The sequence below is a fragment of the Cellulomonas sp. P2_F12 genome, from assembly GCF_056403775.1.
Genome location: NZ_JBFUEV010000005.1, coordinates 57,418 through 82,681 on the forward strand (window position 1 = coordinate 57,418; position 25,264 = coordinate 82,681).

General features: G+C 74.5%; 28 protein-coding genes. 11 read left to right on the plus strand and 17 right to left on the minus strand.

What is annotated here, in order from left to right; translation table 11 throughout:
- The first annotated feature begins 28 nt into the window (after positions 1–28).
- A complete protein-coding gene (locus tag AC1DWH_RS12880) occupies positions 29–1,375 on the plus strand; it encodes a M20/M25/M40 family metallo-hydrolase (RefSeq protein WP_477094008.1) in 1,347 nt (448 codons plus the stop codon).
- A 15-nt stretch (positions 1,376–1,390) separates the two neighbouring features.
- Here AC1DWH_RS12880 and AC1DWH_RS12885 read toward each other — a convergent pair whose 3' ends face one another.
- The 9 genes from AC1DWH_RS12885 to AC1DWH_RS12925 all read right to left on the minus strand — a co-directional run bounded on the left by AC1DWH_RS12885 (position 1,391) and on the right by AC1DWH_RS12925 (position 8,748).
- Positions 1,391–3,118: a threonine/serine exporter family protein gene (locus AC1DWH_RS12885; protein ID WP_477094009.1), complete on the minus strand. Its 1,728-nt coding sequence runs from the start codon at positions 3,116–3,118 to the stop codon at positions 1,391–1,393.
- Between the two features lie 70 nt (positions 3,119–3,188).
- On the minus strand, positions 3,189–3,635 hold the full coding sequence (locus tag AC1DWH_RS12890; protein ID WP_477094010.1) for an SRPBCC domain-containing protein: 447 nt from the start codon (positions 3,633–3,635) through the stop codon (positions 3,189–3,191).
- Positions 3,635–4,423, minus strand: a complete 789-nt coding sequence (locus tag AC1DWH_RS12895; RefSeq protein ID WP_477094011.1) for an SDR family NAD(P)-dependent oxidoreductase — start codon at positions 4,421–4,423, stop codon at positions 3,635–3,637. Before AC1DWH_RS12895 ends, AC1DWH_RS12890 begins: the two co-directional genes overlap by 1 nt.
- On the minus strand, positions 4,420–4,929 hold the full coding sequence (locus AC1DWH_RS12900; RefSeq protein WP_477094012.1) for a DsbA family protein: 510 nt from the start codon (positions 4,927–4,929) through the stop codon (positions 4,420–4,422). Before AC1DWH_RS12900 ends, AC1DWH_RS12895 begins: the two co-directional genes overlap by 4 nt.
- Before the next feature lie 46 nt (positions 4,930–4,975).
- Positions 4,976–6,001 (minus strand): NAD-dependent epimerase/dehydratase family protein, encoded by a 1,026-nt coding sequence (locus tag AC1DWH_RS12905; RefSeq protein ID WP_477094013.1) that lies wholly within the window; start codon positions 5,999–6,001, stop codon positions 4,976–4,978.
- Between the two features lie 48 nt (positions 6,002–6,049).
- Positions 6,050–6,277, minus strand: coding sequence for a MoaD/ThiS family protein (locus AC1DWH_RS12910; protein WP_477094014.1), 228 nt, complete (start codon positions 6,275–6,277; stop codon positions 6,050–6,052).
- A 24-nt stretch (positions 6,278–6,301) separates the two neighbouring features.
- The gene (locus AC1DWH_RS12915; protein WP_477094015.1) at positions 6,302–6,856 is read right to left on the minus strand and encodes a methylated-DNA--[protein]-cysteine S-methyltransferase; all 555 of its coding nucleotides are present in this window, start codon (positions 6,854–6,856) and stop codon (positions 6,302–6,304) included.
- 102 nt (positions 6,857–6,958) lie between these two features.
- The gene (locus AC1DWH_RS12920) at positions 6,959–7,771 is read right to left on the minus strand and encodes an ABC transporter permease (RefSeq protein ID WP_477094016.1); all 813 of its coding nucleotides are present in this window, start codon (positions 7,769–7,771) and stop codon (positions 6,959–6,961) included.
- On the minus strand, positions 7,768–8,748 hold the full coding sequence (locus tag AC1DWH_RS12925) for an ATP-binding cassette domain-containing protein (RefSeq protein WP_477094017.1): 981 nt from the start codon (positions 8,746–8,748) through the stop codon (positions 7,768–7,770). Before AC1DWH_RS12925 ends, AC1DWH_RS12920 begins: the two co-directional genes overlap by 4 nt.
- A gap of 87 nt (positions 8,749–8,835) precedes the next feature.
- Here AC1DWH_RS12925 and AC1DWH_RS12930 point away from each other — a divergent pair, with 87 nt between their 5' ends.
- Complete coding sequence (locus AC1DWH_RS12930) at positions 8,836–9,789, plus strand: helix-turn-helix transcriptional regulator (RefSeq protein ID WP_477094018.1); 954 nt, start codon at positions 8,836–8,838, stop codon at positions 9,787–9,789.
- Here AC1DWH_RS12930 and AC1DWH_RS12935 read toward each other — a convergent pair.
- The gene (locus AC1DWH_RS12935) at positions 9,779–10,363 is read right to left on the minus strand and encodes a nucleoside/nucleotide kinase family protein (protein ID WP_477094019.1); all 585 of its coding nucleotides are present in this window, start codon (positions 10,361–10,363) and stop codon (positions 9,779–9,781) included. The genes AC1DWH_RS12930 and AC1DWH_RS12935 overlap by 11 nt on opposite strands.
- Positions 10,364–10,392: 29 nt before the next feature.
- Positions 10,393–11,709, minus strand: a complete 1,317-nt coding sequence (locus AC1DWH_RS12940) for a mechanosensitive ion channel family protein (protein WP_477094127.1) — start codon at positions 11,707–11,709, stop codon at positions 10,393–10,395.
- A 287-nt stretch (positions 11,710–11,996) separates the two neighbouring features.
- Between AC1DWH_RS12940 and AC1DWH_RS12945 the strand changes: the two genes are divergently transcribed.
- A complete protein-coding gene (locus tag AC1DWH_RS12945; protein WP_477094020.1) occupies positions 11,997–12,842 on the plus strand; it encodes a DNA-3-methyladenine glycosylase 2 in 846 nt (281 codons plus the stop codon).
- 118 nt (positions 12,843–12,960) lie between these two features.
- The gene (locus tag AC1DWH_RS12950; protein WP_477094021.1) at positions 12,961–14,007 is read left to right on the plus strand and encodes a DUF4349 domain-containing protein; all 1,047 of its coding nucleotides are present in this window, start codon (positions 12,961–12,963) and stop codon (positions 14,005–14,007) included.
- A 1-nt stretch (position 14,008) separates the two neighbouring features.
- Here AC1DWH_RS12950 and AC1DWH_RS12955 read toward each other — a convergent pair whose 3' ends face one another.
- Positions 14,009–15,382, minus strand: a complete 1,374-nt coding sequence (locus AC1DWH_RS12955; protein ID WP_477094022.1) for a pyridoxal phosphate-dependent decarboxylase family protein — start codon at positions 15,380–15,382, stop codon at positions 14,009–14,011.
- A 26-nt stretch (positions 15,383–15,408) separates the two neighbouring features.
- Between AC1DWH_RS12955 and AC1DWH_RS12960 the strand changes: the two genes are divergently transcribed.
- Both AC1DWH_RS12960 and AC1DWH_RS12965 read left to right on the plus strand, forming a co-directional pair.
- Entirely contained in the window at positions 15,409–15,819 is a 411-nt protein-coding gene (locus AC1DWH_RS12960) for a TIGR03668 family PPOX class F420-dependent oxidoreductase (protein WP_477094023.1), read from the plus strand.
- A 209-nt stretch (positions 15,820–16,028) separates the two neighbouring features.
- Positions 16,029–17,036, plus strand: a complete 1,008-nt coding sequence (locus AC1DWH_RS12965) for a hypothetical protein (RefSeq protein WP_477094024.1) — start codon at positions 16,029–16,031, stop codon at positions 17,034–17,036.
- A 7-nt stretch (positions 17,037–17,043) separates the two neighbouring features.
- Here AC1DWH_RS12965 and AC1DWH_RS12970 read toward each other — a convergent pair whose 3' ends face one another.
- Positions 17,044–17,292: a PspC domain-containing protein gene (locus AC1DWH_RS12970; protein ID WP_477094025.1), complete on the minus strand. Its 249-nt coding sequence runs from the start codon at positions 17,290–17,292 to the stop codon at positions 17,044–17,046.
- 179 nt (positions 17,293–17,471) lie between these two features.
- On the opposite strand from AC1DWH_RS12970, the gene AC1DWH_RS12975 reads away from it, so the two are divergent.
- A complete protein-coding gene (locus AC1DWH_RS12975; RefSeq protein WP_456847200.1) occupies positions 17,472–17,729 on the plus strand; it encodes a dsRBD fold-containing protein in 258 nt (85 codons plus the stop codon).
- Positions 17,726–18,139, plus strand: a complete 414-nt coding sequence (locus tag AC1DWH_RS12980; RefSeq protein ID WP_477094026.1) for a hypothetical protein — start codon at positions 17,726–17,728, stop codon at positions 18,137–18,139. Before AC1DWH_RS12975 ends, AC1DWH_RS12980 begins: the two co-directional genes overlap by 4 nt.
- 3 nt (positions 18,140–18,142) lie before the next feature.
- On the opposite strand, the gene AC1DWH_RS12985 is transcribed toward AC1DWH_RS12980, so the two are convergent.
- Positions 18,143–18,571 (minus strand): hypothetical protein, encoded by a 429-nt coding sequence (locus tag AC1DWH_RS12985; RefSeq protein ID WP_477094027.1) that lies wholly within the window; start codon positions 18,569–18,571, stop codon positions 18,143–18,145.
- Positions 18,568–19,782, minus strand: a complete 1,215-nt coding sequence (locus AC1DWH_RS12990) for a serine/threonine-protein kinase (RefSeq protein WP_477094028.1) — start codon at positions 19,780–19,782, stop codon at positions 18,568–18,570. The genes AC1DWH_RS12985 and AC1DWH_RS12990 overlap by 4 nt, the downstream gene beginning before the upstream one ends.
- 122 nt (positions 19,783–19,904) lie before the next feature.
- Here AC1DWH_RS12990 and AC1DWH_RS12995 point away from each other — a divergent pair, with 122 nt between their 5' ends.
- Together AC1DWH_RS12995 and AC1DWH_RS13000 are read left to right on the plus strand one after the other, a co-directional pair.
- A complete protein-coding gene (locus AC1DWH_RS12995) occupies positions 19,905–20,309 on the plus strand; it encodes a nuclear transport factor 2 family protein (RefSeq protein WP_477094029.1) in 405 nt (134 codons plus the stop codon).
- Positions 20,310–20,360: 51 nt separating this feature from the next.
- Positions 20,361–20,945, plus strand: a complete 585-nt coding sequence (locus AC1DWH_RS13000; protein WP_477094030.1) for a mycothiol transferase — start codon at positions 20,361–20,363, stop codon at positions 20,943–20,945.
- Here AC1DWH_RS13000 and AC1DWH_RS13005 read toward each other — a convergent pair.
- Together AC1DWH_RS13005 and AC1DWH_RS13010 are read right to left on the minus strand one after the other, a co-directional pair.
- The gene (locus tag AC1DWH_RS13005) at positions 20,926–21,900 is read right to left on the minus strand and encodes a helix-turn-helix transcriptional regulator (RefSeq protein WP_477094031.1); all 975 of its coding nucleotides are present in this window, start codon (positions 21,898–21,900) and stop codon (positions 20,926–20,928) included. The genes AC1DWH_RS13000 and AC1DWH_RS13005 overlap by 20 nt on opposite strands.
- A 63-nt stretch (positions 21,901–21,963) precedes the next feature.
- Positions 21,964–22,476 (minus strand): tetratricopeptide repeat protein, encoded by a 513-nt coding sequence (locus AC1DWH_RS13010; protein ID WP_477094032.1) that lies wholly within the window; start codon positions 22,474–22,476, stop codon positions 21,964–21,966.
- A 108-nt stretch (positions 22,477–22,584) separates the two neighbouring features.
- Between AC1DWH_RS13010 and AC1DWH_RS13015 the strand changes: the two genes are divergently transcribed.
- The gene (locus AC1DWH_RS13015) at positions 22,585–25,260 is read left to right on the plus strand and encodes a lamin tail domain-containing protein (RefSeq protein WP_477094033.1); all 2,676 of its coding nucleotides are present in this window, start codon (positions 22,585–22,587) and stop codon (positions 25,258–25,260) included.
- Positions 25,261–25,264: the final 4 nt, after the last annotated feature.

Below are 25,264 nucleotides of genomic sequence, written 5' to 3' on the forward strand. Positions count from 1 at the left end.
TGGACCCACCCCCGAACGGAGCGCACGGATGGAGCCGCACGAGATCGCGAGCAAGGTGTCGAGCCTCATGCCCGGCGTGCTCGACGACCTGGAGACCCTCGTGGCGATCCCGTCGATCGCCTTCCCGGGCTACCCCGCCGAGCCGGTGGTCCGGATGGGCGGGGAGACGCTCCGGCTGTTCCAGGAGGCAGGCTTCACCGACGCGCGGCTCATGGAGGTGCCGTCCGGGTTCCCGCCGATCTACGGGGAGATCCCGGGGCCCGAGGGCTCCCCGGTGGTCGTGCTCTACGCCCACTACGACGTGCAGCCCGCGCCGCCCGAGCAGGGGTGGACCAGCGACCCCTGGACGGCGACGCGCAAGGCGGACGGGCGGATACACGGGCGCGGGGCCGCCGACGACAAGGGTGGCCTCGTGGCCCACCTCGGGACGCTGCGGGCCTTCGGCGGCAGGCCGCCGTGCACGGTCAAGCTGGTCCTGGAGGGCATGGAGGAGACGGAGAGCAACCTCGAGGAGTTCGTGCTGGCCCATCCGGACCTGTTCGACTGCGACGTGTTCGTCATCTGCGACATGGGCAACCTGCGCGTCGGCGAGCCCGCCCTGACCACCGCGCTGCGCGGCGACGTCGCCTGCATCGTGACCGTCAGCACCCTCGAGCACCCCCTGCACTCCGGCGTGTTCGGCGGGGCGGCACCGGACGCGATGATGGCCCTCGCGCGCCTGCTGGCCACATTGCACGACGACGCGGGCGACGTGGCCGTCGCCGGGGTCTCGTCGACCGCCTGGGACGGCGAGGACCTCAGCGAGGAGGACTACCGCTCGGGCGCCGACCTGCTGGACGGCGTCGAGCTGACCGGCACGGGTCCCGTGAGCGCCCGGCTGTGGTCGCACCCCTCGATCAACGCGATCGGCCTCGACATGACGACGATCGCGGGATCCTCGAACGTCCTGATCCCGCAGGCGAGCGCCAAGGTCTCCATGCGCATCGTGCCCGGGTCCGAGCCGGAGGCCGAGCTCGACGCTCTCGTCGCGCACCTCGAAACCCATGCGCCCTGGGGGGCGAAGGTCGAGGTCCGGCGCACCAAGACGGCGCCGCCGTTCCGTTGCGCCACCGACGGCCCGGCCTACGCGGCCGCGCGCGACGCCCTGTCGGAGGCCTTCGGCAGGCCGGTCGGCGATGCGGGCTCGGGCGGCTCGATCCCCCTGCTGCGGACGCTCGAGTCGGTCGCCCCGCACGCCGAGTTCATCCTCTGGGGCCCGGAGGACGTCGCCCTGTCCCGCATCCACGCGTCGGACGAGAGCGTGGACCCCGACGAGATCGAGAGGCTGGTCGTCGCCCAGGCGCTGCTGCTGCAGAAGCTCGCCGACGCCCGGTGAACCGGCGGGCGGACGTCAGAACCGCCCGATCGACAGCCCCGCCCGCCGCCCGACCGACGACCCCAGCGCGATGCCGGCCAGCACGCCGAGCGAGATCGCGACCATGGTGGTGCCCGCGGTGACGACCGTCGAGAGCGCCTGGGCCCCGTTGCCGATGATCGAGGTCACCCCGACGAGCCCCAGGGCGCCCGGCACCAGCAGCCAGAACCCGGGCAGGAACCCGACCAGCGCCGGCGGCCCCGTCGGCCGGGTCGCGGCGAACATGGCGACCGGGGTCATCACCAGCGCGCCGACGAACGCCGAGAACGCGCTGCCGAACAGCAGGCCGCCCAGCACCTGGCCTGCATAGGCGACGTACAGCACGAGCAGGATCCACGGCAGGCCCGCGCGCCGGGCGCAGTGGTGGAACACGACCCCGACGCCGAACACGAGCACTCCGACCCACGGGCCCGCCCAGCCGAGCGGCTGCGAGGCCACGGAGCCGACCGCGGAGGCCGGGACGCCGACCAGGGCCGCCGCTCCGGTGATGCCGATGGCCAGCAGGACCAGCTGCATGACGCCGGCGGCCAGCCGCGCCGAGCCGGCGATCATCTGCCGGGTGGCCAGGTCGATCGCCGCCGTCGTGAGCAGGGCGCCGGGCAGGAACGTGACCAGGGGCGCGACCAGCGGCGCGAGCAGGCCGATGTCGATCCCGGTGCGCTGCAGCAGGAACACGGCGACGGACACGACGAACGCGCTGCTCATGACCAGCAGCGCCTGGTAGGCGGCGGGCATCCGGGCGGTGGCCACCTGCACCCCGGCGATCCCTGCGCCGAGAGCCGACGCGACCAGGACGTCGACCAGGCTCCCGCCCAGGATCATCGCGAGGCCCGCGGAGACGCCGACGTACCCGAGCACCCTCGTCCCGCCCGGGTAGAGCGGCGGCGCGGCGACGGCCGTCCGGATCCGCTCGGTGCCCTCGACCGGCCCGACGTCGCCGGCCTCGGCCTGGTCCGCCACCTCCAGCACGTCCTGGACCTGGTGCAGTCGCAGCTGCCGCCAGCCCGCCGACGACGCCGCCGTCTGCGTCGACCGACCGCCCGGCGCCGAGACCAGCAGCGCGGTGGGCAGCGCGATGACCTCGACGTCCGGGGCGCCGTTGACGGCGGCGACGCGCTCGAGCGTCCGCGTCACCTGGACCACCGGCGCGCTCGAGTCGATCATCGCCTCGCCGAGCACCATGAGGAACCGCACCGTGTCGGTCTCCACGTCGGGCGGCAGCGCGGTGGGACCGGTCGCGTCGAGCACCCCGACCGACGCCGCCGCCGCGACGGGCAGCACGGCATCCGCCAGCGGCATGGCCGGTCGCCGGCCCCGCGTGCGCCGGACGGCGAGGAGGAGCGCCGCGCCGGCGAGCACGAGGATCAGCAGCGCCGTGATGATCGCGCCGAGCGGGATGGTCGAGGTCGACACCGCCGGCTCGTGGGTGAAGGGCACCTCGACCACGACGGTCTGGGTGGGGGTCGGTTCCGGCGACGACGGGGCGACGGACGACACGTCGCTCGTCGGCACCGGCTCGGCGGTGGACGTCGGCGTCGGGGTGGCCGTCGGCGTCGGCTCGGGCGCCGGGGTCTCGGGCACCGCAGTCGTGGTGGTCGTCGGCTCGGGGACCGGCACACCGGGATCGGGCGACACGCCGGCGCCGGTCACCCCGGGGTCCGGCGCCACGGCGTCGGCGAGAACCGTCCCGGCGGTCAGGGTCATGCCGGGACCCGCGATGCAGCGACGGACCCTCGCATCCACTGCCTCCCCGGTGTCGCGGACACGTCGGACGCTATCGGTTCGTCCCCGTCGTCGTCCGGGCGACGAACTGCGCGTAGCGGTCGAGGATCAGCGGCCAGTCGGTGAACTTGCGCCGGTCGGCCGCGTTCCCGTCGTCCCAGCCCCCGTGCTCGAGCTCGACGCGGGTCCCGCCGGCGTCGAGCGGCACGAACTGCACGGAGATCCGGCTCGGGTGCTCGCGCGTCTGCCCGAGCGTCGAGGTGTGCACGACGAGCGCGCCGCGGGCGATCGCCAGCACCCGCCCCCACTCGACCTCGCCGAGCGTCGCGTCGACGAGGTACACGCGCCCGCCCACCCGGGGCTCGATCACGGCTCCACGGAAGCCGGCGGGGTCCGGCGAGTAGTCGGGGTGCCACCACTGCCCGATGCCGTCGACCCACGCGTCGAACGCCTCGACCGGCGTGCAGCCGACGACGACCTCGTGGCGGACCGGCTCCATCACGCGACCGGGTCGTCGTCGCCGTACGTCGCGAGACGGAGCGTGCGCGCGTCGGCCGCGAGGATCCTCCCGACCACGTCCTGCAGCGACCCGACCGTGTCGGTCCCGGCCCGCACGAACCGCCCCGAGAGCGCGTCGAGCTCGCCGTCCCCGAACGCGAGGACCAGCTCGGCCACGGCCTCGACCGGGGTCCAGACGGTCCGGCCGTCGTGCATCGGCATCGACGTCGTCATCGCGGTCTCGACGTGGCCCGGCGCCAGGTCGAGCACCCGGATCCCCTGGTCCCGGTACTGCGCGTCGAGCTGGGTGGTGAACCGTGCCAGCGCGCCCTTGCTGACGGCGTAGCCCGTGTAGCTGGTCATCGCCCGGTGGCCGGCGCCCGAGTTGAGGTTGAGCACGCGGCCGCCGCCCCGCGCGAGCATGCCGGGCAGCACCGCGTGCGTCACCAGCAGCGGACCGCGCACGTTCGCCTCGATCACGCGCCAGGAGTCCTCGACGTCGTCGTCGACAAACGAGACCTCGGCGCGCTCGATGACACCCGCGTTGTTGACCAGCAGGCCGATCCCGCCGAGCTCCTCCTCGACCCGCGCCACCGCGTCGAGCACGGCGGTGCGATCGATCAGGTCCGCGGCCGCGACGGTCACGTCCCCGCCGATCTGCTCGGCGACGGCTTCGAGGTGCGCCCGCGTCCGGCCCACCAGGGCGACCGCGTACCCGGCCCGCGCCAGCCCGATCGCGATCCCGCGCCCGATCCCCCGCCCGGCCCCCGTGACCAGCGCGGTCCTCATCGGGCCGCCTCGACGGCCTCGCGCAGCCGGTCCAGCTGCACCTTCCCGCGGTACCGCGTCCCGCCGACGAAGACCGCCGGCGTCCCCGTGACCCCCGCCTCGATCCCCGCGGCGTAGTCGGACGAGATCGCCGGCGCGTACGCCTGCGCGCGGTCCCCGGCCACCTCCGCAGGGTCAAGTCCCAGCTTCTGCGCCGCGGCCCGCAGGTCCTGCTCGCCGAGCCGGTCCTGGTGGGACATGAGCTCGTCGTGCATCTCCCAGAACTTGCCCGACGCGCCTGCCGCCTCCGCCGCCAGCGCGGCCGACAGCGCGTAGGGGTGCACCTCGAACAGCGGGAAGTGCCGCCACACCAGCCGGACCTGCCCGCCGGAGGTGTCCACCAGCTCGCGCAGCACGGGCGCGGCGGCCCGGCAGTACGGGCACTCGAGGTCACCGAACTCGATCACGGTGACCGGGGCGTCGGGGCGGCCGTACACGTGCCGCTCGGCGGGGATGTCGTCTGCCATGGGTCGAGGATGCCTGACCGGAGCGGCGTCGGCGACGTCGGACTGGTCAGAGCCGCCGCGGCCGCAGGGGCGGGCTCGCCGTCCCCGCGCCTGCCGCGATGCCGTCCACCATCTCCCGCGCGGCGTCGAGCCCCGACCAGCGCGGACGCCAGTCGAGCTCCCGCTCGGCACGCGAGGTGTCGAGCAGCGGCGCCGCCATGCCCAGGTCGAGCCACCCGGGCGCGATCGGCACCAGCCGGGCGTGCCAGGCGGCGGCCAACGCCGCCCGCGCCTCGCTGACGGGGACCTCGCGCAGCCGTCCGCGCGCGACCAGGCCGGCGACCTCCGGGCCGCGCAGCACGTCGGGGGCGGCGAGGTTGAACGCGCCGCGGACCCGGCGCACCACCGCCTCGCGGAAGGCGTCGGCGGCGTCGTCCGCGTGGACCGCCTGGAGCCGCAGGCCGACAGGCCAGGGCAGGACCGGGAGCCGGCCGTCGATCGCCCGCTTCGGGAGCCACGGACCCAGGAAGCTCCGTGAGACCTCGTGCCCCGCGGCGCGCTGGAACACCAACGCGGGACGCAGCCGGGCGATCGCCAGGTCCGGGTAGCGCTCCTCCGCCTCGTCGAGCACCCGCTCGGCCGCCGCCTTGTCGACCGAGTAGGGCGACGAGCGCACACCGTCGGTCGCCCAGCCCTCGTTGCGCAGCACGTCACCAGGCCCGGGCGAGTAGGCGCCGACGCTGGAGGCCACGACGACGTGCGGCACCCCGGCGCGCCGCGCGGCCTCGACCACGTTCCGTGTGCCCGAGACGTTGACGTCGTGCAGCCGCCGCCGGTCGTGGCTCGGTCGGACCGCCCAGGCCAGGTGCACGACCGCGTCGGCGCCGGTGAGCTCGGGAGCCAGGTCCTCGACGGCCGACGGCGCCGCGATGTCGCACGCGACCCACGACGCCACGCCGTACGGGGTCGGCGGCGGTCGGCGCGGGACCCGTCGGGCGACGGCGACGACCGAGGTCACGGTGCCGTCGTCGACGAAGCGCCGCAGCAGCGCCGTGCCGACGTTGCCGCTGGCACCGACGACGACGACCCTCATGCGCACACGCTCGCAGCGATGCGGACGAGGCGCATCCGGGGAGGCGTGTCAGCCGCCGGGGAGGACGTCGACGACGTCGCTGGGGCCGAGCGCCGTCGCGTCGTCGGACCGGACCCCGTCGACCACGAACGCGCACCCGCCGATCAGCTGCGCGAGCTCGCCGCCGTGCCGCGCGAGCACCTGGGCGCGCAGCTCACCGACCGTCGAGGCGGGAACCTGCTCGGCGGCGGTGCCGGCGGCCTCGGCGGCGGCCGCCACGTAGCGGACGAGCGCCATGCCCCCATGCTGCCACCGGCGGGGTCAGAAGAGCAGGTGCTCGCGCGGCCGGCCCTTGGCCTCGAGCCCGAGCAGGAACTGCTTGCGGTCGAGGCCCGCGGCGAAGCCCGTGAGCGAGCCGTCGGCGCCGATCACCCGGTGGCACGGCACGACGATCGCGATCCGGTTGCGACCGTTGGCCGCGCCGACCGCCCGCGACGACGTCCGGGGGTCCAGCCCGATCTCCGCCGCGAGGTCCCCGTACGAGCGCGTCTGCCCGTACGGGATCCGCAGCAGGCCGTCCCACACGCGGCACTGGAACGTGGTCCCGACGAAGTGCAGCGGCAGGTCGAACTCGGTGCGCGAGCCGGCGAAGTACTCGTCGAGCTGCAGCTGCACCTCGTCGAACTCGTCGTCCGCCCGCTCGCCGAACGGACCCTGCACGGCCTCGTACTTGGAGTCGGGCAGCAGCAGCGCGCTGAGTGCCCCGTCGTGCGCGACGAGGGTGATCGGTCCGAGCGGCGACGGCACGACCGTGTGCACCACCCGGACCTCGCCGAGCAGCTCCAGCTCCGTGGTGAGCTCCCCCTGGACTGTCATGGTCGTCATCATTCCCCCACCCACTGACATGCACGGTGAGGAGCCCGTCCGCCGCGCGGCTCCACGAGGAAGACGCGCGACGGACGGGCGATGTGAGGTGGTTCAGTCGGCGCTCCGGAGCAGCGTCCGCACCCCGACCGCCAGCCCGACGGCCGCCGTGACGATCGCCGCGAGCCAGCCGGCCGCGACGGCGCTGCTGGTCAGGTCGCCGGCGAACAGCGCCCGCTCGGCCTCCACCACCCACCGCAGCGGGTCGAACGCGGAGGCCACCTTCATCCACTGCGGCCCGGTCTCCAGCGGCAGGAGCATGCCGGAGAGGATGAGCAGCGGGAACAGCACGGTCTGCTGGACCGCCCAGAACATCCACTCCTGCTTGCGCACGGCGATGGCGAGCGCGTAGCTGAGCGAGCCGAGGCCGACGCCGAGGACGGCCAGCATCGCGAGCCCGACGACCGCCCCGACCGGGTCGGCCCGGAAGCCGAACGGCAGCATCACGACGATGACGATCACCGCCTGCGCGACCAGCGGCACCATCTCCTTCAGGGATCGGCCGACCAGCTGCGCCGAGCGCGACAGAGGCGTCACCAGGAGCCGCTCGTGCGCGCCGGTCTGCATCTCGAACTGCAGGTTGGCGCCGGTGGTCGACGTGCCGAACAGGGTGGTCATCACCAGGACGGACGGCACGAACCACTGCCAGACCTCGGCGGAGCTCAGCCCGTCGGACGTGCCGACCAGCAGCGGGCCGAACAGCCCGAGGAACACCAGCGGCTGGACCAGGCCGAAGACGACGGAGAACGGCTCGCGCACCACGGGTCGCAGCTCGCGGGTCATGACGAGCCGCACGTCGGCGAGCCACGGGCGCCGAAGCGGTGCCGCGGTGACGGTGGTCGGGGCGTCGATCGTGGTGGTGCTCATGCTGCTGCCTCCTCGGTGGCGTCGGCGGACTCGCGCAGGCTGCGGCCGGTGAGGGCCAGGAACACGTCGTCGAGCGTCGGCCGGACGGCCAGCGCCTCGAGCAGCGGGGCGCCCGCGGCGGACGCGGCGAGCACCAGCGCCGGGACGGCGGTCGCGGCGTCCGCCACGCGTGCCTCGACCCGGGCGCCGTCGACGGTGACGTCCCGGGCGCCGGGCAGTGCCCCGACGATCGTCGCCACCTGCGGCGCCGTCCCGGCGACGGCCGTCGTGAGCACCACGCGGTCGCCCGCGAGCGTGCGCTTGAGCCCGTCGGCGGTGTCGTCGGCGATGACCTCGCCGTGGTCGACGACGACGACGCGCTCGGCCATCGTGTCGGCCTCGTCCAGGTAGTGGGTGGTGAGCACGATCGTCATGTCGTGCTCGGCGCGCAGCCGCAGGATGTGGTCCCACAGGTTGGCGCGGTTCTGCGGGTCGAGCCCGGTGGACGGCTCGTCGAGGAACAGCAGCCTCGGCGCATGCACCAGCCCGAGCGCGACGTCGAGCCGGCGCCGCTGACCGCCGGAGAGGTCCGAGACCTTGCGCCGGGCCAGCGCGGTCAGGTCCAGGGCCTCGAGCAGCTCGCCGGTCCGCCGGCGCGCCGCCGCCCGGTCGAGCCCGTACACCTGGCCCTGCATGGTGAGCTCATCGCCGCCGCGCTGCTGGTGGCCCGCCCCGTTGCCCTGCCCGACGTACCCGATGTGCCGCCGGACCGTCGCCGGGTCGGCGAGCACGTCGACGCCCGCGACGGTCGCGGTGCCGGACGTCGGGCGCACGAGCGTGGTGAGCATGCGCATCGTGGTGGTCTTGCCGGCCCCGTTGGGTCCGAGCACCGCGACCAGCTCGCCGGGCGCGATGTCGAGGTCGATGCCGCGGACGGCATGGACCGTCTCGGTGCGGCTGACCACGAAGTCCTTGGTGAGTCCTCGCGTGTGGATCATGGCTTCTCCCCTCGTGGATGGGTACGGACCCAGAATTCCGGGAGTAGCGGTCAGGTCCTGTCCGCCATCCGATGCGATCCTGGGGACATGTCGACGCCGTCCTCCCGCCTCCTCGCGCTGCTGTCGCTGCTCCAGGCGCGTCGCGACTGGCCGGGCGGCGTGCTCGCGGACCGGCTCGGCGTCAGCCCCCGCACAGTGCGGCGCGACGTCGACCGCCTCCGGGAGCTGGGCTACCCGGTGCACGCCTCGAAGGGGCCGGACGGCGGGTACCGGCTCGACGCGGGCACGCAGATGCCGCCGCTGCTGCTCGACGACGAGCAGGCGGTGGCACTGGTCGTCGCCCTGCAGACCGCGTCCACGGGCGTCGCGGGGGTCGACGAGGCCGCCGTGCGGGCGCTCTCGACGCTGCGCGAGGTCATGCCCGCGCGCCTGCGGGCGGCCGCCGAGGCCCTGCAGGTCACCGCGGTCACCCGGCAGGGCAACCGGCCCGAGGTCGACCAGCAGGTGCTGCTGTCCATCGGGTCGGCGGTGCGCGCCCGCGAGGTGCTGCGGTTCGACTACGAGGGCGGCCGCGCCACCGCCCTGCCGCGGCGCGCGGAGGCCCACCACCTGGTCACCTGGGGCGGGCGCTGGTACCTCGTCGGCTTCGACCTCGACCGGGCCGACTGGCGCACGTTCCGGGTGGACCGGATGACGCCGAAGACCGGGACCGGGCCGCGGTTCGCGCCGCGGGAGCTGCCCGCGCCGGACGTCGCGGCGTTCGTCGCCGAGCAGTTCAGCGGGATCAACCCGTGGCCGTGCCGCGGCGAGGCGGAGGTCGAGATGGACGCGGCCGAGCTCGTCCGGTGGGCCGGGCGCGGCGCCCTGGTCGAGAGCCTCGGCGAGGGGCGCAGCCGCGTGGTGCTCAGCGCCTGGTCCTGGGACGGGGTCGCGGCCACGTTCGCGATGTTCGGGGTGCCGCTGCGGGTGGTCGGACCGCCCGAGCTGGCCGACGCGATGCACCGCCTGGCGGCGCGGCTGACGGCGGCCGTCACGGCGTGACGAGCGCGGGGTGCCGCGGGTCGTCCACGTGCACGACGACGTCCGCGACCAGCGACGGGCTCATCTCGTCCTCGTACCGCGCGAAGGCCGGCAGCATCCAGCGGTCCTCGTCGGCGGTCCGCCGCACCAGCGTGGCCTCGCGGACGGCGAGGTGCACCGACAGGTCGACGTCGAGCCATCGGCCCAGCAGCAGGCTGCCGTCGAGCACGAGCACCGCTCCCTCGCCCGCCTGCCGGTACTCCGCTCGGGTCGCCCGGTCGGTCGCGGCGTCCCACAGGGTCGGCAGGTACCGCCCGGAGGCACCGAACGGATCGAGCACCTCGCGGCCGAGCGCGCGCAGGTCGAGCCGGTCCTCCAGGTAGGAGTCGGGGTCGTGCCGGCCGTGCTCGAACCGCACGGAGGCCGGCCGCAGGAAGTCGTCGGCGTGCACGCGGACCACCGGCCGACCGGCCGCGCGCAACGGCTCGACGAGCGCGTCCGCCCATCCCGCAGGCCCCGTCGGCGGTGCGCCGTCGACGAGCACGCGCACCCGTCCGGGTCGCTCCGCGACGAGCCGCACCAGGTGCTCGACCACGGCGTCTGCGGTGGTCGGCCGGATCGGGCTCAGGGCTGCCGACCCTCGCCGTGCTCCTCAGCGTGCTGCTCGCGCTCGTCGATCACGTCCTGGCCCGGGCCGGAGAAGCTCCGCGACCGCTCCAGGGCCTCGATGCTGCCCGTGAACAGCCGCGAGTCCTGCCCGCCCGTCTGGATGGTCTGCGTGTCGTCGACGGACCACGCACCGGGGACCGGGACCGGGAGCGTCGGGGTCGGGGTCGGGGTCGGGGTCGGCTCGGGCCGCGCGTGGCGGCTCGTCGCGGGTGCCGAGCCCTCCCACCGCGTCTTGGGCAGGGCCTGCGGTGCCTCCCGCTGCAGCCAGGCGACCAGCCCCTCGCGCACGTAGCACCGCAGGTCGAACAGGGTGGGGGCGTCGACCGCGCTGGCCAGGGCACGGACCCGGACGACTCCCCCGACCGCGTCGGTGACCTGCAGGATCCCGACCCGCCGGTCCCACAGGTCGGTGTCCTGCAGCAGCCGGCCCAGCTCGGCGCGCATCGCCTCGACCGGCACGTCCCAGTCCACGTCGAGCTCGACGGTGCCCAGCAGGTCGGCCGCGCGGCGGGTCCAGTTCTCGAACGGCGTCGTCGTGAAGTACGTGGACGGCAGGATGAGGCGGCGGTCGTCCCAGATGTGCACGACGACGTAGGTGAGCGTGATCTCCTCGATCCGCCCCCACTGCTGGTCGACGACGACCACGTCGTCCACCCGGATCGCGTCCGTGAACGCCAGCTGCATCCCGGCGAACACGTTGGCCAGCGAGCTCTGCGCCGCCAGGCCCGCGACGATGGAGATGAGCCCGGCGGACGCCAGCAGGCTGGCCCCGAGCGCTCGCGCCGACGGGAACGTCAGGAGGATCGCGGCGATCGCGCAGAGCACGAGGACGGCCACCGTGATGCGGCGCAGCACCTGCACCTGGGTGCGGACGCGTCGGGCGTGCCGGTTGTCGGCGACGTCGATGCGGTACCGCTGCAGGGCGGCGTCCTCGAGCACGAAGGCGAGGCTGCCGATGAGCCACGCGCCGGTGATGATGAAGGCGATGAGCAGCACGTGCTCGGCCGTCCGCGTCCAGGCGGCCGGGTCCGTGCTCAGCCGGAGGGCGATCCACACCGCGACGACCAGCAGGAACGCACGCATCGGCCGACGCGAGCGGCGGGTGAGGTCGGCGGCCACGGCCGACTTGCGCGCGACGCGTCGGACCAGCACGGCGATGAGGGTCGCCGCGAGGTAGGCGATCACGACCGCGGCGAGGATCGAGACCGTCGGGACCACGAATCCCTGGACGTCGTGGGCGACGGTGTCGTCGGTGGTGGCGGAGGGCAGCATCAGCAGCACATGGCCAGCGTACGTAGGTGCGCCCCGTCCCCGTTTCTCGGGGACGGGGCGCAACGGAGAGGCGTCTCGCCGGCACGAGGCTTGGCGCACTCCCTGAACCCTGACGGGCGGCCCGGCTCTCGCCGTGACCCTCGGCAACGCGGCCCGATCTGCGACCGGCTGGTCGCCCGGTCACCCCGGGACGATCAGCTCCCTCTGTTCTAGCACAGTCATGGGAATACCGCATCCCTTCCACGTAACCATCTTGTGTTGGTAAAGCCCGCGGGAGGTACGGTCGGATGGATTCGACCCCGGAGGACACCATCACCGCCACGCTCACCGTGCAGCGACCGTTCGACCCCGCTCCCGCGCTCGCCTCGCTCGTCGCCCACGCCGTGCCCGGCGTCGAGGTCGTCGAGGGGCGCACCGTCCGGCGCGTCGTCGGGGGCGCCGTGGTCACCGCTGACCTGGCGCAGGACCGCATCGAGCTCAGCACCGACGCGGGCGCGGGCCTCGACCTCGCGGTCCTCGCGGACACCTGGTTCGGTCTCGGTGACGACCTGGAGGCGGTCCACGAGGCGTTCGTCGGCGACGCCGTGCTCGGGCCGCTGGTCGACGCCCGGCCCGGGCTGCGGATCCTCGGCCACCCGGACGGCTTCGAGGCGGCGGTGACCACCGTGCTCGGCCAGCAGGTCTCGCTCGCCGCGGCCCGCACGTTCGGGGGCCGGCTCGCGGCCGCGTACGGCTCGCCGGGCCTCGACGGGCTGACCGTCTACCCGTCGCCGGCGCGCCTCGCGGGGGTCGACCCGGTCGAGCTGCAGTCGGTCGTCCGGATCACCCACTCCCGCGCCCGGACGCTGCACGCCCTCGCGCAGGCGTGCGCCGACGGCCTCGTCCTGGAACCCGGGTCCCCCGACGCCCGCGCGCGCCTGCTCGACCTGCCCGGCATCGGGCCGTGGACCGCCGACTACCTCGCGCTGCGCGTCCTCGGCGACCGTGACGCGATGCCCGTCGGCGACCTCGTCCTGCGGCGCGCGTTGGCCGTCGGGACCACGCCCGAGGTCGCCCGGATGGCCGAGTCGTGGCGACCGCTGCGCGCCTTCGCCGCGGTGCATCTCTGGACCGCCACGGCGTACCTGCTCTGACCAGGCAGAACGCGCTGCGGTGTCGGCGCGGTCACGATTCGGCGCCACCGACGCCGCCGCCGTCACAGTTGAGTCACAGCCAACCCGCAGGCTCGCCGCCGGCCCTACGTTCACGGCCATGAACCCGACGACGAGCCGCCCCACCTCGAAGGTCCGCGCCCGCACCGCCCGCCTGGCGGTCGTCGGCGTCATCGCGCTGAGCGCCACCCTGACGGCGTGCTCCGCCGCCGACAGCGGGTCGAGCGCCGGCGACACCGCGCAGTCCGTGACCGACGAGGGGGCGGTCGGCGCCGACCAGGGCGGCGGTGCCGTGCAGGAGAGCACGGACGGGTCCGTCGCCCCGGTCGCCAGCACCGTCGACACCCGCCAGGTGGTGCAGACCGGCGACGTCGCGATGTCGGTCAAGGACCCCCGGGCCGCCGCCGACGCCATCGTCGACCTCACCGAGGGGGCCGGCGGGCGCGTCGACGACCGCGCCGAGCAGGCTCAGACCGAGACCGAGGTGGGCACCGCGTCGCTGACGATCCGGCTGCCGGCCGCCGCGGTGTCGACCACGCTCGTCGCGATGCGCGACCTCGGGGACGTCGACAAGGTGACGCTCACCAAGAAGGACGTCACGGCCGCCGCGCAGGACCTCGACGCGCGCATCCACGCGATGCAGCTCTCCGTCGGGCGCATGGAGAACCTGCTGGCCACGGCGACCACGCACGACGACATCGTCACCGCCGAGAACGCCCTCACCGAGCGCGAGACCAGCCTGGAGACCCTGCTGTCGCAGCGGTCGGCCCTCGCGGAGCAGGTGTCGCTGTCGACCATCCACGTCGCCCTCGTCGGACCGGACCTGCCGCCCTACGTCGAGCCGCCGGCACCTCCCGTGCCGCCGACCGGGCCGCAGTCGTTCCTCGAAGGGCTGGCCACCGGCTGGGGCTCCCTCGTGGCCCTCGTCTCCGGGATCGTCATCGTCGTCGGCGTGCTGCTGCCCTGGCTGGCGTTCGGCGGGGCGATCGCCGCCGGCGTCGTCGCCGTCGTCCGCTGGACCCGGCGGTGGCGCACCCCGGCGGCCGCGACGCCCGTGCAGCCCCTCGTCGCCGGCCCAGGCAACCCGTTCGACCCGCCGGCCGGTCCGCCGGCGGCGCGACCGGTCGACCCGGACCAGCGGGGATGACTCAGGAGGCCGCCCGGCGGACCGCGTCGACCGAGCGGGCGACGTCCTCGTCGTCGGTCGACCAGTTGCTCACCGAGACCCGCAGCACGTCGCGGCCCTGCCATCGGGAGCCCGACATCCAGGTCACGCCGTCGGCCAGCACCCGCGCCGTGACGTCCCGCGTCCGCTCGTCCGAGCCGAAGGCCACGCTGACCTGCGTGAAGACGACGTCGTTGAGGATCTCGGCGCCGTCGATCGCCGCGATCCCGTCCGCGATCTGCCGGGCGCGGGCGACCAGCCCGTCGACCAGGTCCTCCACCCCGGACCGACCGAGCGAGCGCAGCGCGGCCCAGACGGGGACGCCGCGGGCGCGCCGGGACAGCTCGGGCACCTTCTCGAACGGGTCGCCGGCCCCCTGGAACGACACGAAGTACTCCGCCTGCATGCCGAACGCCCGGCGCAGCGGCTCGGGGCGGGCCACGATCGCGAGCCCGCAGTCGTACGGCACGTTCAGGGTCTTGTGGGCGTCGGTCGCCCAGGAGTCGGCGCGCTCGTAGCCGGTCAGCAGGCCGCGCAGCCGCGGTGACGCCGCCGCCCAGAGGCCGAACGCCCCGTCGACGTGCACCCAGGCGCCGTGGGCGTGGGCGGCGTCGATGGCGTCGGCCAGCGGGTCGGTGGCGCCGGAGTGCAGGTTGCCCGCCTGCAGGCACACGATCGTCGGGCGGTCCCCGTCGGCAAGGGCGCGTTCGAGGCCGCCGACGACGAGCCGCCCCTGCCGGTCCGCGGGCACGGCGGTCGGCGCGCCCAGGCCGAGGTAGCGCAGCGCGACGTCGACGGTCCCGTGCCGCTCCTCGCCCACGAGCACCCGCACCCGCGGTCCGCCCGCGAGACCGTCGCGCTCGACGTCCCACCCCGCGTCGGTGAGCACCTGCTGACGCGCGGCGGCGAGCCCGGTGAAGTTCGCCATCGTCGCGCCGGTGACGAACCCGACGTCCGCGCCGGCCGGCAGGCCTAGCAGGTCGACGAGCCAGGCGGCCGCGGCCTCCTCGACCGCGACGACACCGGGGGTCGAGTGCCGGATCGCGGTGTTCTGGTCCCAGGCGCTGGTCAGCCAGTCCGCCGCGAGCGCCGCCGGGTGCGTGCCGCCGATGACCCAGCCGAAGAACCGGCCCGACGGCATCCCCATCAGCCCCGGCTCGATGCCCGCCGCCAGCTCGTCGATCACGGCCTCCGGCGCGGTCGGGCCGTCGGGCAGGGTGCCGCCGAGCAGGGCGACGAGGTCGTCGACGTCGGCGCGAGGGTGGACGGGCCGCTCGGGCAGGGACGTCAGCCACTCCCGGGCGTGGTGCGCCGCGCGCTCGAGCGCCGGGGCGAACGCCGGCCACCGTGCCGTCATGGCGCCAGCCTCCCAGACTGGTGGCCGTGAGGGCAGAGGAGTGCAGGCGCCGGTTCGTCGCCGCCGAGCGCGCCGTCCTGGCGACCACCGGGACCGACCATCGCCCGCACCTCGTCCCGGTGACGTTCGCGGTGCTCGGCGACGTCGTGGTGGTGACCGTCGACCACAAGCCAAAACTCTCCACGGACCTGCGCCGGCTGCGGAACATCCGGGAGAACCCGTCGGTCGCGTTCCTGGTGGACCACTGGTCGGCGGACTGGTCCGCGCTGTGGTGGGTCCGGGTCGACGCCACGGCCGAGGTGGTCGACGGACCGCCGGCACCGGCGGAGCTCGCGGCGCTGCAGGAGCGCTACCCGCCCTACCGCGAGGTCCCGCCGCTCGGCCCGGTGATCCGCGCGCGCGTGCTCGCGTGGACGGGATGGCAGGCGAACGGGTGAACGGTTGCCCGTCGGCAACCGGCCCGCGGCGCCGCTGAGCGCAAAATCACCCGGTCGATTCGTCCGGCAGTGTGGGCGGAACGCGGGTTTGCGCCAGGGGGGTCACCCGGATGGCCGACTACGGACCTCGACGGCATCAATAGCGTCGAGGTCGGCATCTGACCGTCCGGCCGGATCGACGCACGAGGCACGCGGCCGAGGAGGTGGACGTGAGCGTAGCGGGCAAGGACCCGGAGTGGCGGGACGCGGAGCGATTCGCCGAGCGGCACGCCCGCACCGTCCTGGCGCGCACCGACGTCCGGGTCACGCCGAGCGGCACGACGACCGAGCTGGACCTGATCGGGGTCGACTTCGCCGGTCGCGTCGAGCACCGCCGCAGCCCTGTCGGGCGCGACGACCTCGAGGACCTGCGCGTGGCCGCCGGCGCCTCGGTCGCCGTCTTCTACTCGCGGTCCGGGTACACCAAGACCGCGGTGCTGTGGGCCGAGGAGCACCGGATCGCCCTCTTCGGCTACACCGGCACCGGGTACGCCGCGCCCGTCAACCCGTGCGCGGTCGAGCTCATGCACCGCGGTCAGGCCGAGAGCGAGCAGCACGTCCGCGTGGCCACCGAGCTGGTGGCCCGGCGCGCCACCGCGGCCCGGCAGGCCGCCGAGCGGCGCGAGCGCGAGGCGCACGCCGAGGTGCTGCGGGCCGAGAACGAGGCGCGGGAGGCCGCCGAGCGCCGGCGCATCGCGCGGGTCCGGTCCGAGACCCTGCTGGGCCGGACCGTGGTGCTGCTGCTCGCCATCCAGCTGGACCCGGACGCCCTGCGCTCGACGATCGAACGGCTCGCGCAGTCGACCCTGGTCAGCGCGGTGGCCGACGCCTCGGCGCGGATGTCGATGAGCGACCGACCGCACGCGGTGGCGCTCGTGCGGTCGCTCTTCGACGACGGCGCCGCCGCGCTCGAGGTGCTGACGCCGCCGACGGCGCGGGCCACCACGAACTACCGGGCGACCCGGCAGACCATCGAGCGGGGCCTCGACGCGCTGGACGGCGCCGGCGGCGCCGGCACGGTCGGGCACGTGGCACCCGAGACGGTGTCGGCGCAGATGCGCCAGGCCGAGCGGTGCTGGAGGTCGCTCGTCGACGAGCTCGAGAAGGCCCTCCCCGGCCCGACCAGCTCGTTGCTCCCGTCGCAGCGCCGACCGCGGCACCTGTCCGCGACGGTATAGCCGGACGTCACGCGCCGGGGCTCGCCGGAGCGGTCGACGGGACCCAGCGCTCGGTCGGCATGAGGATCCAGAGGATCGGGTAGACCAGCAGCTGGCTGCCCGGGACGACGAACAGGATCAGCACGAACAGCAGCCGCGCCAGCCAGGGGTCGATGCCGAACCGTCGGCCCAGCCCGGCGCAGACACCCCCCAGCACGCGGCCGTCGATCGGCCGGACCAGACCCTGCTGAGCCATGCTGTCGTGGATGGTGCCCATGGTCGTGCTCCTCTCGAACCGGCCTCGATGACCGGGCACCACCAGGATGCGACCGCCGACCCACCGGACACATCGGTGATCGCCCGGAACATCCCCTGATCCGCGGGACCTTGGGCCCTGGTGATTCCTCCGGGTTCCGCCCAGGCTCGAGGGTGCGACGACGACGAAGGAGCCCAGCCGTGACCGAGACCTGGAACGTGGCGATCTACCTCGACGCCGTCGACGACCCCACCGCCAGGGCCCACGCGGTCCTCACCTCGTCGACCGGGGCGACGCTCGACGGCTACGGCCGCGGACGGTTCAGCGCCTACGACCACGACGCGCCGGCGGTCGGGACCGAGATCGCGGCGGCTCGCGCCCTGCGGCACCTCGCGGACCGGCTGCTGCAGGCGTACCCGGAGGAGCTGGAGTCCTCGGACCTCTCCCTGGTGCCATGACCCGTCGCGCTGCCCGCGCCTGGACGCTCGCACTCGAGGGCGTCACCACGGTCGGCGCGCTCGCCGGGGTGCAGGGGTTCCTGTCGGGCCAGTTCGAGACCCTGGTCGACCAGCTGCCCGTCGTCGACGGCCCGGCGCTCCCCGCCGTGGCCCTGGGGTTGTGCGTGGCCGTGCCGCAGGGCGTCGCCCTCGTGCTCGGGCTGCGCCACCACCCCCGCGCCGCCCCGGCGGGGCTCGCCGCCGGGCTGGTGCTGACCGGCTGGGTGCTGGTGCAGCTGCCGCTCATCGGCTGGGGGTCGCCCGTGCAGTGGGTGTTCTTCGCCGTCGGGCTCGGCGAGTCGGCAGCGGCGGCGCGATGGCTGCCGGGACGAGCGGCCGCGCGGCTGGAGCCCGTCGACCGCGGCGCGTAGCCGCTACTTGTTGCCCTTGCCGGGGTTCTTGTCCTTGCCGTTGCCCTTGCCCGGGGACGCCGGCGCAGGTGCCGGCTCGGACGCGGGTGGCGTCGCCGTCGCCGACGCCTGTGCCTGCTCGGCTGCGAGCTGGTCTGCCGCGATGCGCGCCTGCTCGGCCGTGATCTCCGCCTCGACCCGGTCGAGGGCGGCGTCGACCTCGCGGTAGCGCTCCGTCGACACCTCACCGGCGTCCACCCCGGCGTCGAGCTCCGTCCGGGTCGTGCCGAGCAGGGCCAACGCGTCGTCCCAACGGGCCTCACTCGCCGCCTGGCTGACGGCCAGCACCGACTGCTGGAGGGTGTGCGCCCTGTCGGGTGCCAGGTCCGTGCTGCCGGAGCACCCCGCCAGCAGCAGGCCCGCGGCGAGGACCAGGGCGATCGGCCGCCTCACGGCTCGACGCTCTCTTGCAGCTGGGTGAGCGCCTCCCCGACGGTTCCCGGCACGGCCGGGTACGTCGGGGCGACGGGCGGGGTCGGCCCGTCCGTCGCCAGGTGCCCGACCAGCACGGCCCCGCCGGCCAGCAGCACCACCGCACCGGCGGCGACCGCCCAGCGCGCGGTGCGGAGGCGCGCGCGCCACCCGGTTCTTGTCGGGGGCGACTCGGCCGGTGCTGCGGAGGGTGCCACGACCGTGGGCGGCAGCTCCTCGAAGGCGAGATCGCCCGGCAGCTCGGCCGTCGGGAGCACGAGCGTGGCGCCGGGCGTCGAGGCCGGGCCCACGAGCGCGGCCAGACCGACCGCGACCTCGTCCGCGGTCGGTCGCTCGTCGGGCAGCAGGCGCGTCATCCGCGCGAGCAGGTCGCCGAGCTCGGGTCGCAGCTCGGCCGGCACCTGCGGGACGGAGGTCAGGCGGGCGGTCGCGACCTCGGCCGGCGTGCCGGTGAAGGCCGCCCGCCCGGTCGCGCACTCGATCAGCACCAGGCCCAGCGCGTACACGTCGCTCGCCGGACCGAGGGCGCTGCCGGTGGCCTGCTCCGGGCTGAGGTAGTTCACGGTCCCGAGGGTCATGCCGGTCATCGTGAGGCGCGTGGCACCCGCCAGCCGGGCGATGCCGAAGTCGGCGAGCTTGACCGCGTGCGCGGCCGGACCGTCGTCGAGCGCGTCGGGCGCCGTGAGCAGCACGTTGGCGGGCTTGATGTCGCGGTGGACGATCGACTGCGCGTGCACCACGGCGAGCGCCTGCGCCACGTCCCTGCCGACCACGGCGGTCTGCTCGTCGCTGAGGGTCCCGCGCCGCAGCCGCTCGGCCAGCGTCGGCCCGGCGACCAGCTCCATCACCAGGTACACCTGCTGCGTGTCGTCGTCGCCGTGCACCGTCCCGGCGTCGTGCAGAGTGACGAGGCCCGGGTGGCTCAGGGTGGCCAGCACGCGGATCTCGGCGCGGTTCCGCAGCAGGTCGTCGGCCTCCTCGTGCACCGGCGGGAACACCTTGACCGCGACGTCCCGGTCGAGCAGCAGGTCGCGCGCCCGGTGCACCGTCGCCATCCCGCCGCGCCCGAGGATGCCGTCGAGCCGGTACCGACCGTCGAGCACGGGACGCGGGACGGCGTCGTCGTCCGACGCGTCCGTGTCCGGGTCCGGCCCGCTGGGATCTCGCAGCACGTCGCCCGACGCTAGGCGCTCCCGACGAGGCCCGCACGCCGGGCGCCCGGTCCTCACCCGGTCGCCCGTCGGCATCCTCGGCCGCTGTTCCCGGGGCGCACCGCGGCCGTACCGTCGGTGCCATGGACCTCCGCGACGACGACCGCGCACCGGCCCCCGATCCCGCCGCGTTCAGCACCGCCTGGGCGGCCGCCTGGAACGCCCACGACATCGACGCGCTCCTGGCCCACTTCCACGACGACGTCGTGTTCACCTCGCCGGTCGCCGCGCAGATCGTCCCGGGGTCCGGCGGTGTCATCCGCGGCAAGGACGCGCTGCGCGCCTACTGGTCCGAGGGGTTGCGCCTCATCCCGGACCTGCACTTCACGGTCGAGCGCGTGTTCGCCGGCGTCGGTGTGCTGGTGATCAGCTACCGCAACCAGCGCGGCAACCTGGTCGACGAGGTGCTCGTGTTCGGGGACGGCCTCGTCGTCGAGGGCCACGGGACGTACCTGACCATCGACAACCCGGCGGGGATCTCGGGCTGACTTCCGACGTTCCGGACGGGGATCGTCCGGAACCGTTCCTACGGTCGTCGCATGACGAAGATCGCACCCTGGATTCCGCCGCTCGCGAGCAACGAGCTCGACCACCTCGTCGCCTGCCTCGACCGGCTGCGCACCACGTTCCGCTGGAAGGCCGACGGCCTCGACAGCGCCGGCCTCGCCCAGCACGTCGGCGCCTCGGCGCTCACTCTGGGCGGGCTGCTCAAGCACCTCGCGGCCGTCGAGGACACGACCTTCTCGTGGAAGCTCGCCGGCCAGCACCCGGGCGAGATGTGGCACCCCGAGACCTGGGGGGACAACGACACGGAGATCCTGTCCGCCGTCGACGACACCCCGGAGCAGCTCTACGCGGCGTGGGACGGCGCGGTCGGCCGGTCGCGCGAGCGGCTCGAGACTGCGCTCGCCGACGGCGGGCTCGACCGGCCGGTCGCCGACGGCGACGACGACGGGAACCACGCCAACCTGCGGCGGCTCCTGTTCGACCTCGTCGAGGAGTACGGGCGGCACACCGGCCATGCCGACCTGCTCCGCGAGGTGGTCGACGGCCGGGTGGGCGAGGACCCGCCCCTCGACTGGCGGCCCGTGTCCGGGGCACCGCTCAGCTGGATCCGGGACTGACGTCGGGCGGGGCCGCCGCGAGCATGCGGCGGCCCAGGGCCTGCACGCACGCGACCAGCTCGGGCCCGCCGAGCACCCGGAACGGCACCGGCACCACCGCCAGCCGCTCGGCGTACCAGGGCGGGTTGCTGGTGGTGCCGACGAGCCGGCACGTCGAACCGTCCACGGGCTCGAGCCGGCCGAGCTCTCGCGGGAGCCACCGCTGGGCGCGGTGCACCGGCGCCTCGACGAGCACCTCGACGGCGTACTCCCACCCGACCGCCAGGTGCGCCTCGAGCTCCGCGACCGCGTCGAGGTCCTCGGGCGGCGTGAACGTCTCGTCGAGCACCTCGACGCCCTCGACGCGGTCCACCCGGTAGGCACGGCGCGCGTCCGACGAGAGCGAGTGGCACAGCAGGTACCAGCGGCCGTGCCGCACGACGACGGCCCACGGCTCGACGACGGTCGTCCACGCGTTCCCGCTCTCGGACCGGTAGGCCAGCCGGACGCGTCGGTGCGCGGAGCACGCCTGCACGAGCTCCGTCGCGGTCGTCGGGTCGGGCCGGGCCGCGGACCGGTCGGGTGCGGGTGCGGCGTGCTCGCGCACGGCCTGCACCGGTGCCGCGAGCGCCTCGGGCAGCGACCGCACGACCTTGCGCAGCGCGCTGCCGACGGGCTGGGTCTGGTCGTCGGCGTCGTGGTGCCCGTCCAGCACCGCCATGACCAGCGCCAACGCCTCGGCGGCGGTGAGCATCAGGGGCGTCGGCCGCACCCCGCGCCCCACCCGGTACCCGCCGTACGGGCCGCGGACGGCCACGATCGGGATCTCGGCGTCGCGCAGGTTCGCGACGTAGCGCCGGGCCGCCCGCTCGGAGACGCCCAGCCGGTGGGCCAGCCGGTCGGCCGTGATGCCCGGGCTGGACTGGATGAGCTCGAGCGTGAGCAGCGCGCGGGCGGTCGGGTTCTGGTCGCTCATCGGTCCCCCCGTTCCGGACGCCATCCGTCCGGAACCGACCCTAGAGGTGCACGATCTGGCGGACTACTCGCCCGGGCGCCCGTCGGCCAACCAGGTCGTCAACCCGCCCAGCCCCACGGCATACCGGCCGAGATCCGTGACGTCGGCGTGATCCGTGATCACCGTCAGCAGCTGGGAGACGGCCGAGTCCGTCCGCCCGCTGTCGGCCAGCGAGAGCGCCAGGAAGACCCGGACCGACTCCGACATCGGGAACTGCGCGCGAGCGCCCTCCAGCACCGCGATCGACTCGTCGAGGCGCCCCAGCCAACGCAGGGTGCTGCCGTACTGGCACAAGCACCGGCGCAGGACGTCTCCGTCGAGACCGAGTCCTAAGGCCCTCTCGTACATCGCCACGGCGTCGTCCTCGCGCCCGGCGGTGTCGTACGCGCCGGCCACCTCGAAGACGAGAACGGGGTGATCGGGATCCTCGCCCAGCAGCCGCTCGAAGTACGCGATGGTCGGCGCCATGTCGTCTCGATCGCGACGGGCGTACCCGAGGTCGATCGCCTGCTGCAGCTCGTCGGTGACGTGGTTCACCGGAGGATCCTGTCATTGCCGCGGGCTTCGACCGCCGATGCCGACCGTTCGCCTGCTGTTGGCCGGGACGTCCACCCACGTACGCGCGGCCTCGCCAGACTCTGCCTCGTGAATCTGGGCCTCCCGCGCGCCGTCGCGTCCCTCGCCGTCCTGTCCGCCGTGAGCGCCTTGGCGGTCGCACTCCCCTCCGCCGCGCAGGCCGCAGAGACGCCGGACGTCCGGATCACCGAGTGGATGTACAACCCGGTCGCCTCCTCGGGCGAGTACATCGAGATCACGAACCTCGGTGCGTCCCCCGTCAGCCTCGTCGGCTGGTCGTTCGACGACGACAGCAGGACTCCGGGGACGGTGCCGCTGGACGGCCTGGGCACGCTCGGCGCCGGGGAGTCCGCCGTCCTCACCGAGTCGGCGGCCGCGACGTTCCGCAGCCAGTGGGGCCTCGGCGCCGGCGCGAAGATCCTGCCGGCCAACACCACGAACCTCGGCCGCGCCGACGAGATCAACATCTTCGACGGGCCGGACGCCGTCGCCGACCTGGTCGACCGCCTCACGTACAACGACCAGGGCACCGGCGCCGTCAAGGGCCCGCGCACCCAGGGCATCGGCGGCGTCCCGCCGACCGCCGCGGCGCTCGGCGCCAACGACGCGTCACAGTGGCAGCTCTCCGCCGCCGGCGACGCCGAGGGATCGCGGGCGTCGACCGTCGGCGACCTGGGCTCGCCCGGCACCAGCCGCTTCGCACCCGACTGGACGCACGTGCGCATCAACGAGGTCTCGTCGAACAACACGGCCACGCCGGTCGGCGACGCGATCGAGCTGGTCAACACCGGCGCCACCGACGTGAGCATCGCCGGCCGGCTGCAGATCGACAGCGGCGCCGCCGGCGCGGCCACCGCGTTCTCCGCCAAGCTCGCCGACGGCACCGCGACGACCGTCGTCCCGGCGCACGGCTTCGTGTACCTCGGGTCCACCAAGGGGCTGGGCAGCGGCGGGGACGGCGTCAAGCTCTACCTTCCCGACGGTCCGAGCGGGACGGCCGGCACCCTCGTCGACTCGGTGACCTACACCGCGGGACAGGCGGGCACCGACGAGACGACCCCCCTCGGCGCCGCCTCCTACGCGCGGTGCCCCGACGGCACCGGCGACCTCGTCTCCCTCACGACCACGAGCTTCGGCGCCTCGAACGCCACGGCCTGCCTGACGCCGGTCACCACCCCGGGCGGTGGCACCGGCGGCGGCACGGGCGGCGGCACGACGCTCGCCTGCCAGCCCGAGGGCCCGTCCGGGACCGGCACGCTGCCGGCCACGGCGCTCACCCCGACCACCTGGCCCGGCTCCGCGACCGTCACGGTCGCGGACGCCCAGTGCGCCTGGACGACCACGACCGGACCGGAGGGGCGCGACGTCAGCGGCCTCGTCGTCGACCCGACCGACGCGAACGTCCTGTACTCGGTGAAGAACAAGAGCTGGGTCTTCCGCCTGGTGAAGCAGAACGGGCTCTGGGTGTCCGATACCAGCAACGGCTGGGGCGCCGGCAAGGAGATCTTCTTCCCCGGCAGCACCGACCCGGCCACGAACCAGCCCGACTCCGAGGGCCTGACGATCGGCCCGGACGGCGCGCTCTACGTCACGACGGAGCGCAACAACGCCACGAACACGAACCCGCTGAACTCGGTCCTGCGGTTCGACCCGAACCAGGCGGGCAGCCAGCTCGTCGCGACCGACCAGTGGGACCTGACCGCCGAGTTCCCCGAGCTGCACGCCGGCAACAAGGCCGAGGCCAACCTCGGGTTCGAGGGCGTGACCTTCGTGCCGGACACCTACCTGGAGGCCAACGGGTTCGTCGACGCCTCGACCGGGGCCACGTACTCGCCCAGCACCTACCCGCTGCACGGCACCGGGCTGTACTTCGCGGCGCTGGAGAACGACGGCAAGCTCTACGCCTACGCGCTGAACAGCGACCACACCTTTCACCGCGTCGCGGTCGCCGACACCGGCATGGGCCACGTCATGGACGTCCAGTACGACGCCGACGCCAAGCGGATCTGGGCGCTCTGCGACAACACCTGCGGCGTCACGTCGACCCTGCTCAAGGTGAGCTCGACCGGCACGATCGTCCCCGACGTCTCCTACGCCAAGCCCGCGAGCCTGCCCGTGGACAACCTCGAGGGCTTCGCCGTGGCGCCGACCTCCACGTGCGTCGACGGCACCAAGGAGGTCGTCTGGTCCGACGACGGCGTCTTCGGCACCGGCCCCGGCACCCCGGGCGAGGGCCACGCGCTCTACAGCGGTCGGATCGCGTGCGACCTCGGCCTCGGCGCCCAGGGCGTCCCCGGACCGGCCCCCTGGGTCGCGAGCACGGTGTACACCAGCGGCGACACGGTCTCGTACGCGGGCAAGGTGTTCCGGGCACAGTGGTGGACCTCCGGCGAGGTGCCGGGCTCCACGGCGTACGGCTCCTGGGAGGAGCTGGCGACGGCGGCCGACGGCACCGCGCTCTGGACGCCCTCGCGGGTCTTCACCACCGGCGACGTCGTCGTCTACGACGGCACGAAGTACACGGCGATGTGGTGGACGCGCAACCAGGTCCCCGGCACGGTCGGCGGCCCGTGGAGCGCGATCGCGGCACCCGTCCCGGCCGGTTCCTTCCCCGCCTGGGGCGCGAGCACCGTCTACCTCGGCGGCGAGACCGTGACCTACCTCGGCCACACCTACCGGGCCCAGTGGTGGACCGTCGGGACGACGCCGGTCACGCCGTGGAGCGCCTGGAACCTCCTCGGCTGACCGA

Excerpts from the sequence above, each read along its gene's own strand:
- AC1DWH_RS12950 (WP_477094021.1), top strand. The coding sequence starts at position 12,961 with ATGAACCCGACGACGAGCCGCCCCACCTCGAAGGTCCGCGCCCGCACC.
- AC1DWH_RS12915 (WP_477094015.1), bottom strand. The coding sequence starts at position 6,856 with ATGACAGTCCAGGGGGAGCTCACCACGGAGCTGGAGCTGCTCGGCGAG.
- AC1DWH_RS12995 (WP_477094029.1), top strand. The coding sequence starts at position 19,905 with ATGGACCTCCGCGACGACGACCGCGCACCGGCCCCCGATCCCGCCGCG.
- AC1DWH_RS12940 (WP_477094127.1), bottom strand. The coding sequence starts at position 11,709 with ATGCTGCCCTCCGCCACCACCGACGACACCGTCGCCCACGACGTCCAG.
- AC1DWH_RS12885 (WP_477094009.1), bottom strand. The coding sequence starts at position 3,118 with ATGACCCTGACCGCCGGGACGGTTCTCGCCGACGCCGTGGCGCCGGAC.
- AC1DWH_RS13000 (WP_477094030.1), top strand. The coding sequence starts at position 20,361 with ATGACGAAGATCGCACCCTGGATTCCGCCGCTCGCGAGCAACGAGCTC.
- AC1DWH_RS12920 (WP_477094016.1), bottom strand. The coding sequence starts at position 7,771 with ATGAGCACCACCACGATCGACGCCCCGACCACCGTCACCGCGGCACCG.
- AC1DWH_RS12895 (WP_477094011.1), bottom strand. The coding sequence starts at position 4,423 with ATGAGGACCGCGCTGGTCACGGGGGCCGGGCGGGGGATCGGGCGCGGG.
- AC1DWH_RS12980 (WP_477094026.1), top strand. The coding sequence starts at position 17,726 with ATGACCCGTCGCGCTGCCCGCGCCTGGACGCTCGCACTCGAGGGCGTC.
- AC1DWH_RS12890 (WP_477094010.1), bottom strand. The coding sequence starts at position 3,635 with ATGGAGCCGGTCCGCCACGAGGTCGTCGTCGGCTGCACGCCGGTCGAG.
- AC1DWH_RS12900 (WP_477094012.1), bottom strand. The coding sequence starts at position 4,929 with ATGGCAGACGACATCCCCGCCGAGCGGCACGTGTACGGCCGCCCCGAC.
- AC1DWH_RS12905 (WP_477094013.1), bottom strand. The coding sequence starts at position 6,001 with ATGAGGGTCGTCGTCGTCGGTGCCAGCGGCAACGTCGGCACGGCGCTG.
- AC1DWH_RS12930 (WP_477094018.1), top strand. The coding sequence starts at position 8,836 with ATGTCGACGCCGTCCTCCCGCCTCCTCGCGCTGCTGTCGCTGCTCCAG.
- AC1DWH_RS12955 (WP_477094022.1), bottom strand. The coding sequence starts at position 15,382 with ATGACGGCACGGTGGCCGGCGTTCGCCCCGGCGCTCGAGCGCGCGGCG.
- AC1DWH_RS12925 (WP_477094017.1), bottom strand. The coding sequence starts at position 8,748 with ATGATCCACACGCGAGGACTCACCAAGGACTTCGTGGTCAGCCGCACC.
- AC1DWH_RS12910 (WP_477094014.1), bottom strand. The coding sequence starts at position 6,277 with ATGGCGCTCGTCCGCTACGTGGCGGCCGCCGCCGAGGCCGCCGGCACC.
- AC1DWH_RS13005 (WP_477094031.1), bottom strand. The coding sequence starts at position 21,900 with ATGAGCGACCAGAACCCGACCGCCCGCGCGCTGCTCACGCTCGAGCTC.
- AC1DWH_RS12970 (WP_477094025.1), bottom strand. The coding sequence starts at position 17,292 with ATGGGCACCATCCACGACAGCATGGCTCAGCAGGGTCTGGTCCGGCCG.
- AC1DWH_RS12880 (WP_477094008.1), top strand. The coding sequence starts at position 29 with ATGGAGCCGCACGAGATCGCGAGCAAGGTGTCGAGCCTCATGCCCGGC.
- AC1DWH_RS12945 (WP_477094020.1), top strand. The coding sequence starts at position 11,997 with ATGGATTCGACCCCGGAGGACACCATCACCGCCACGCTCACCGTGCAG.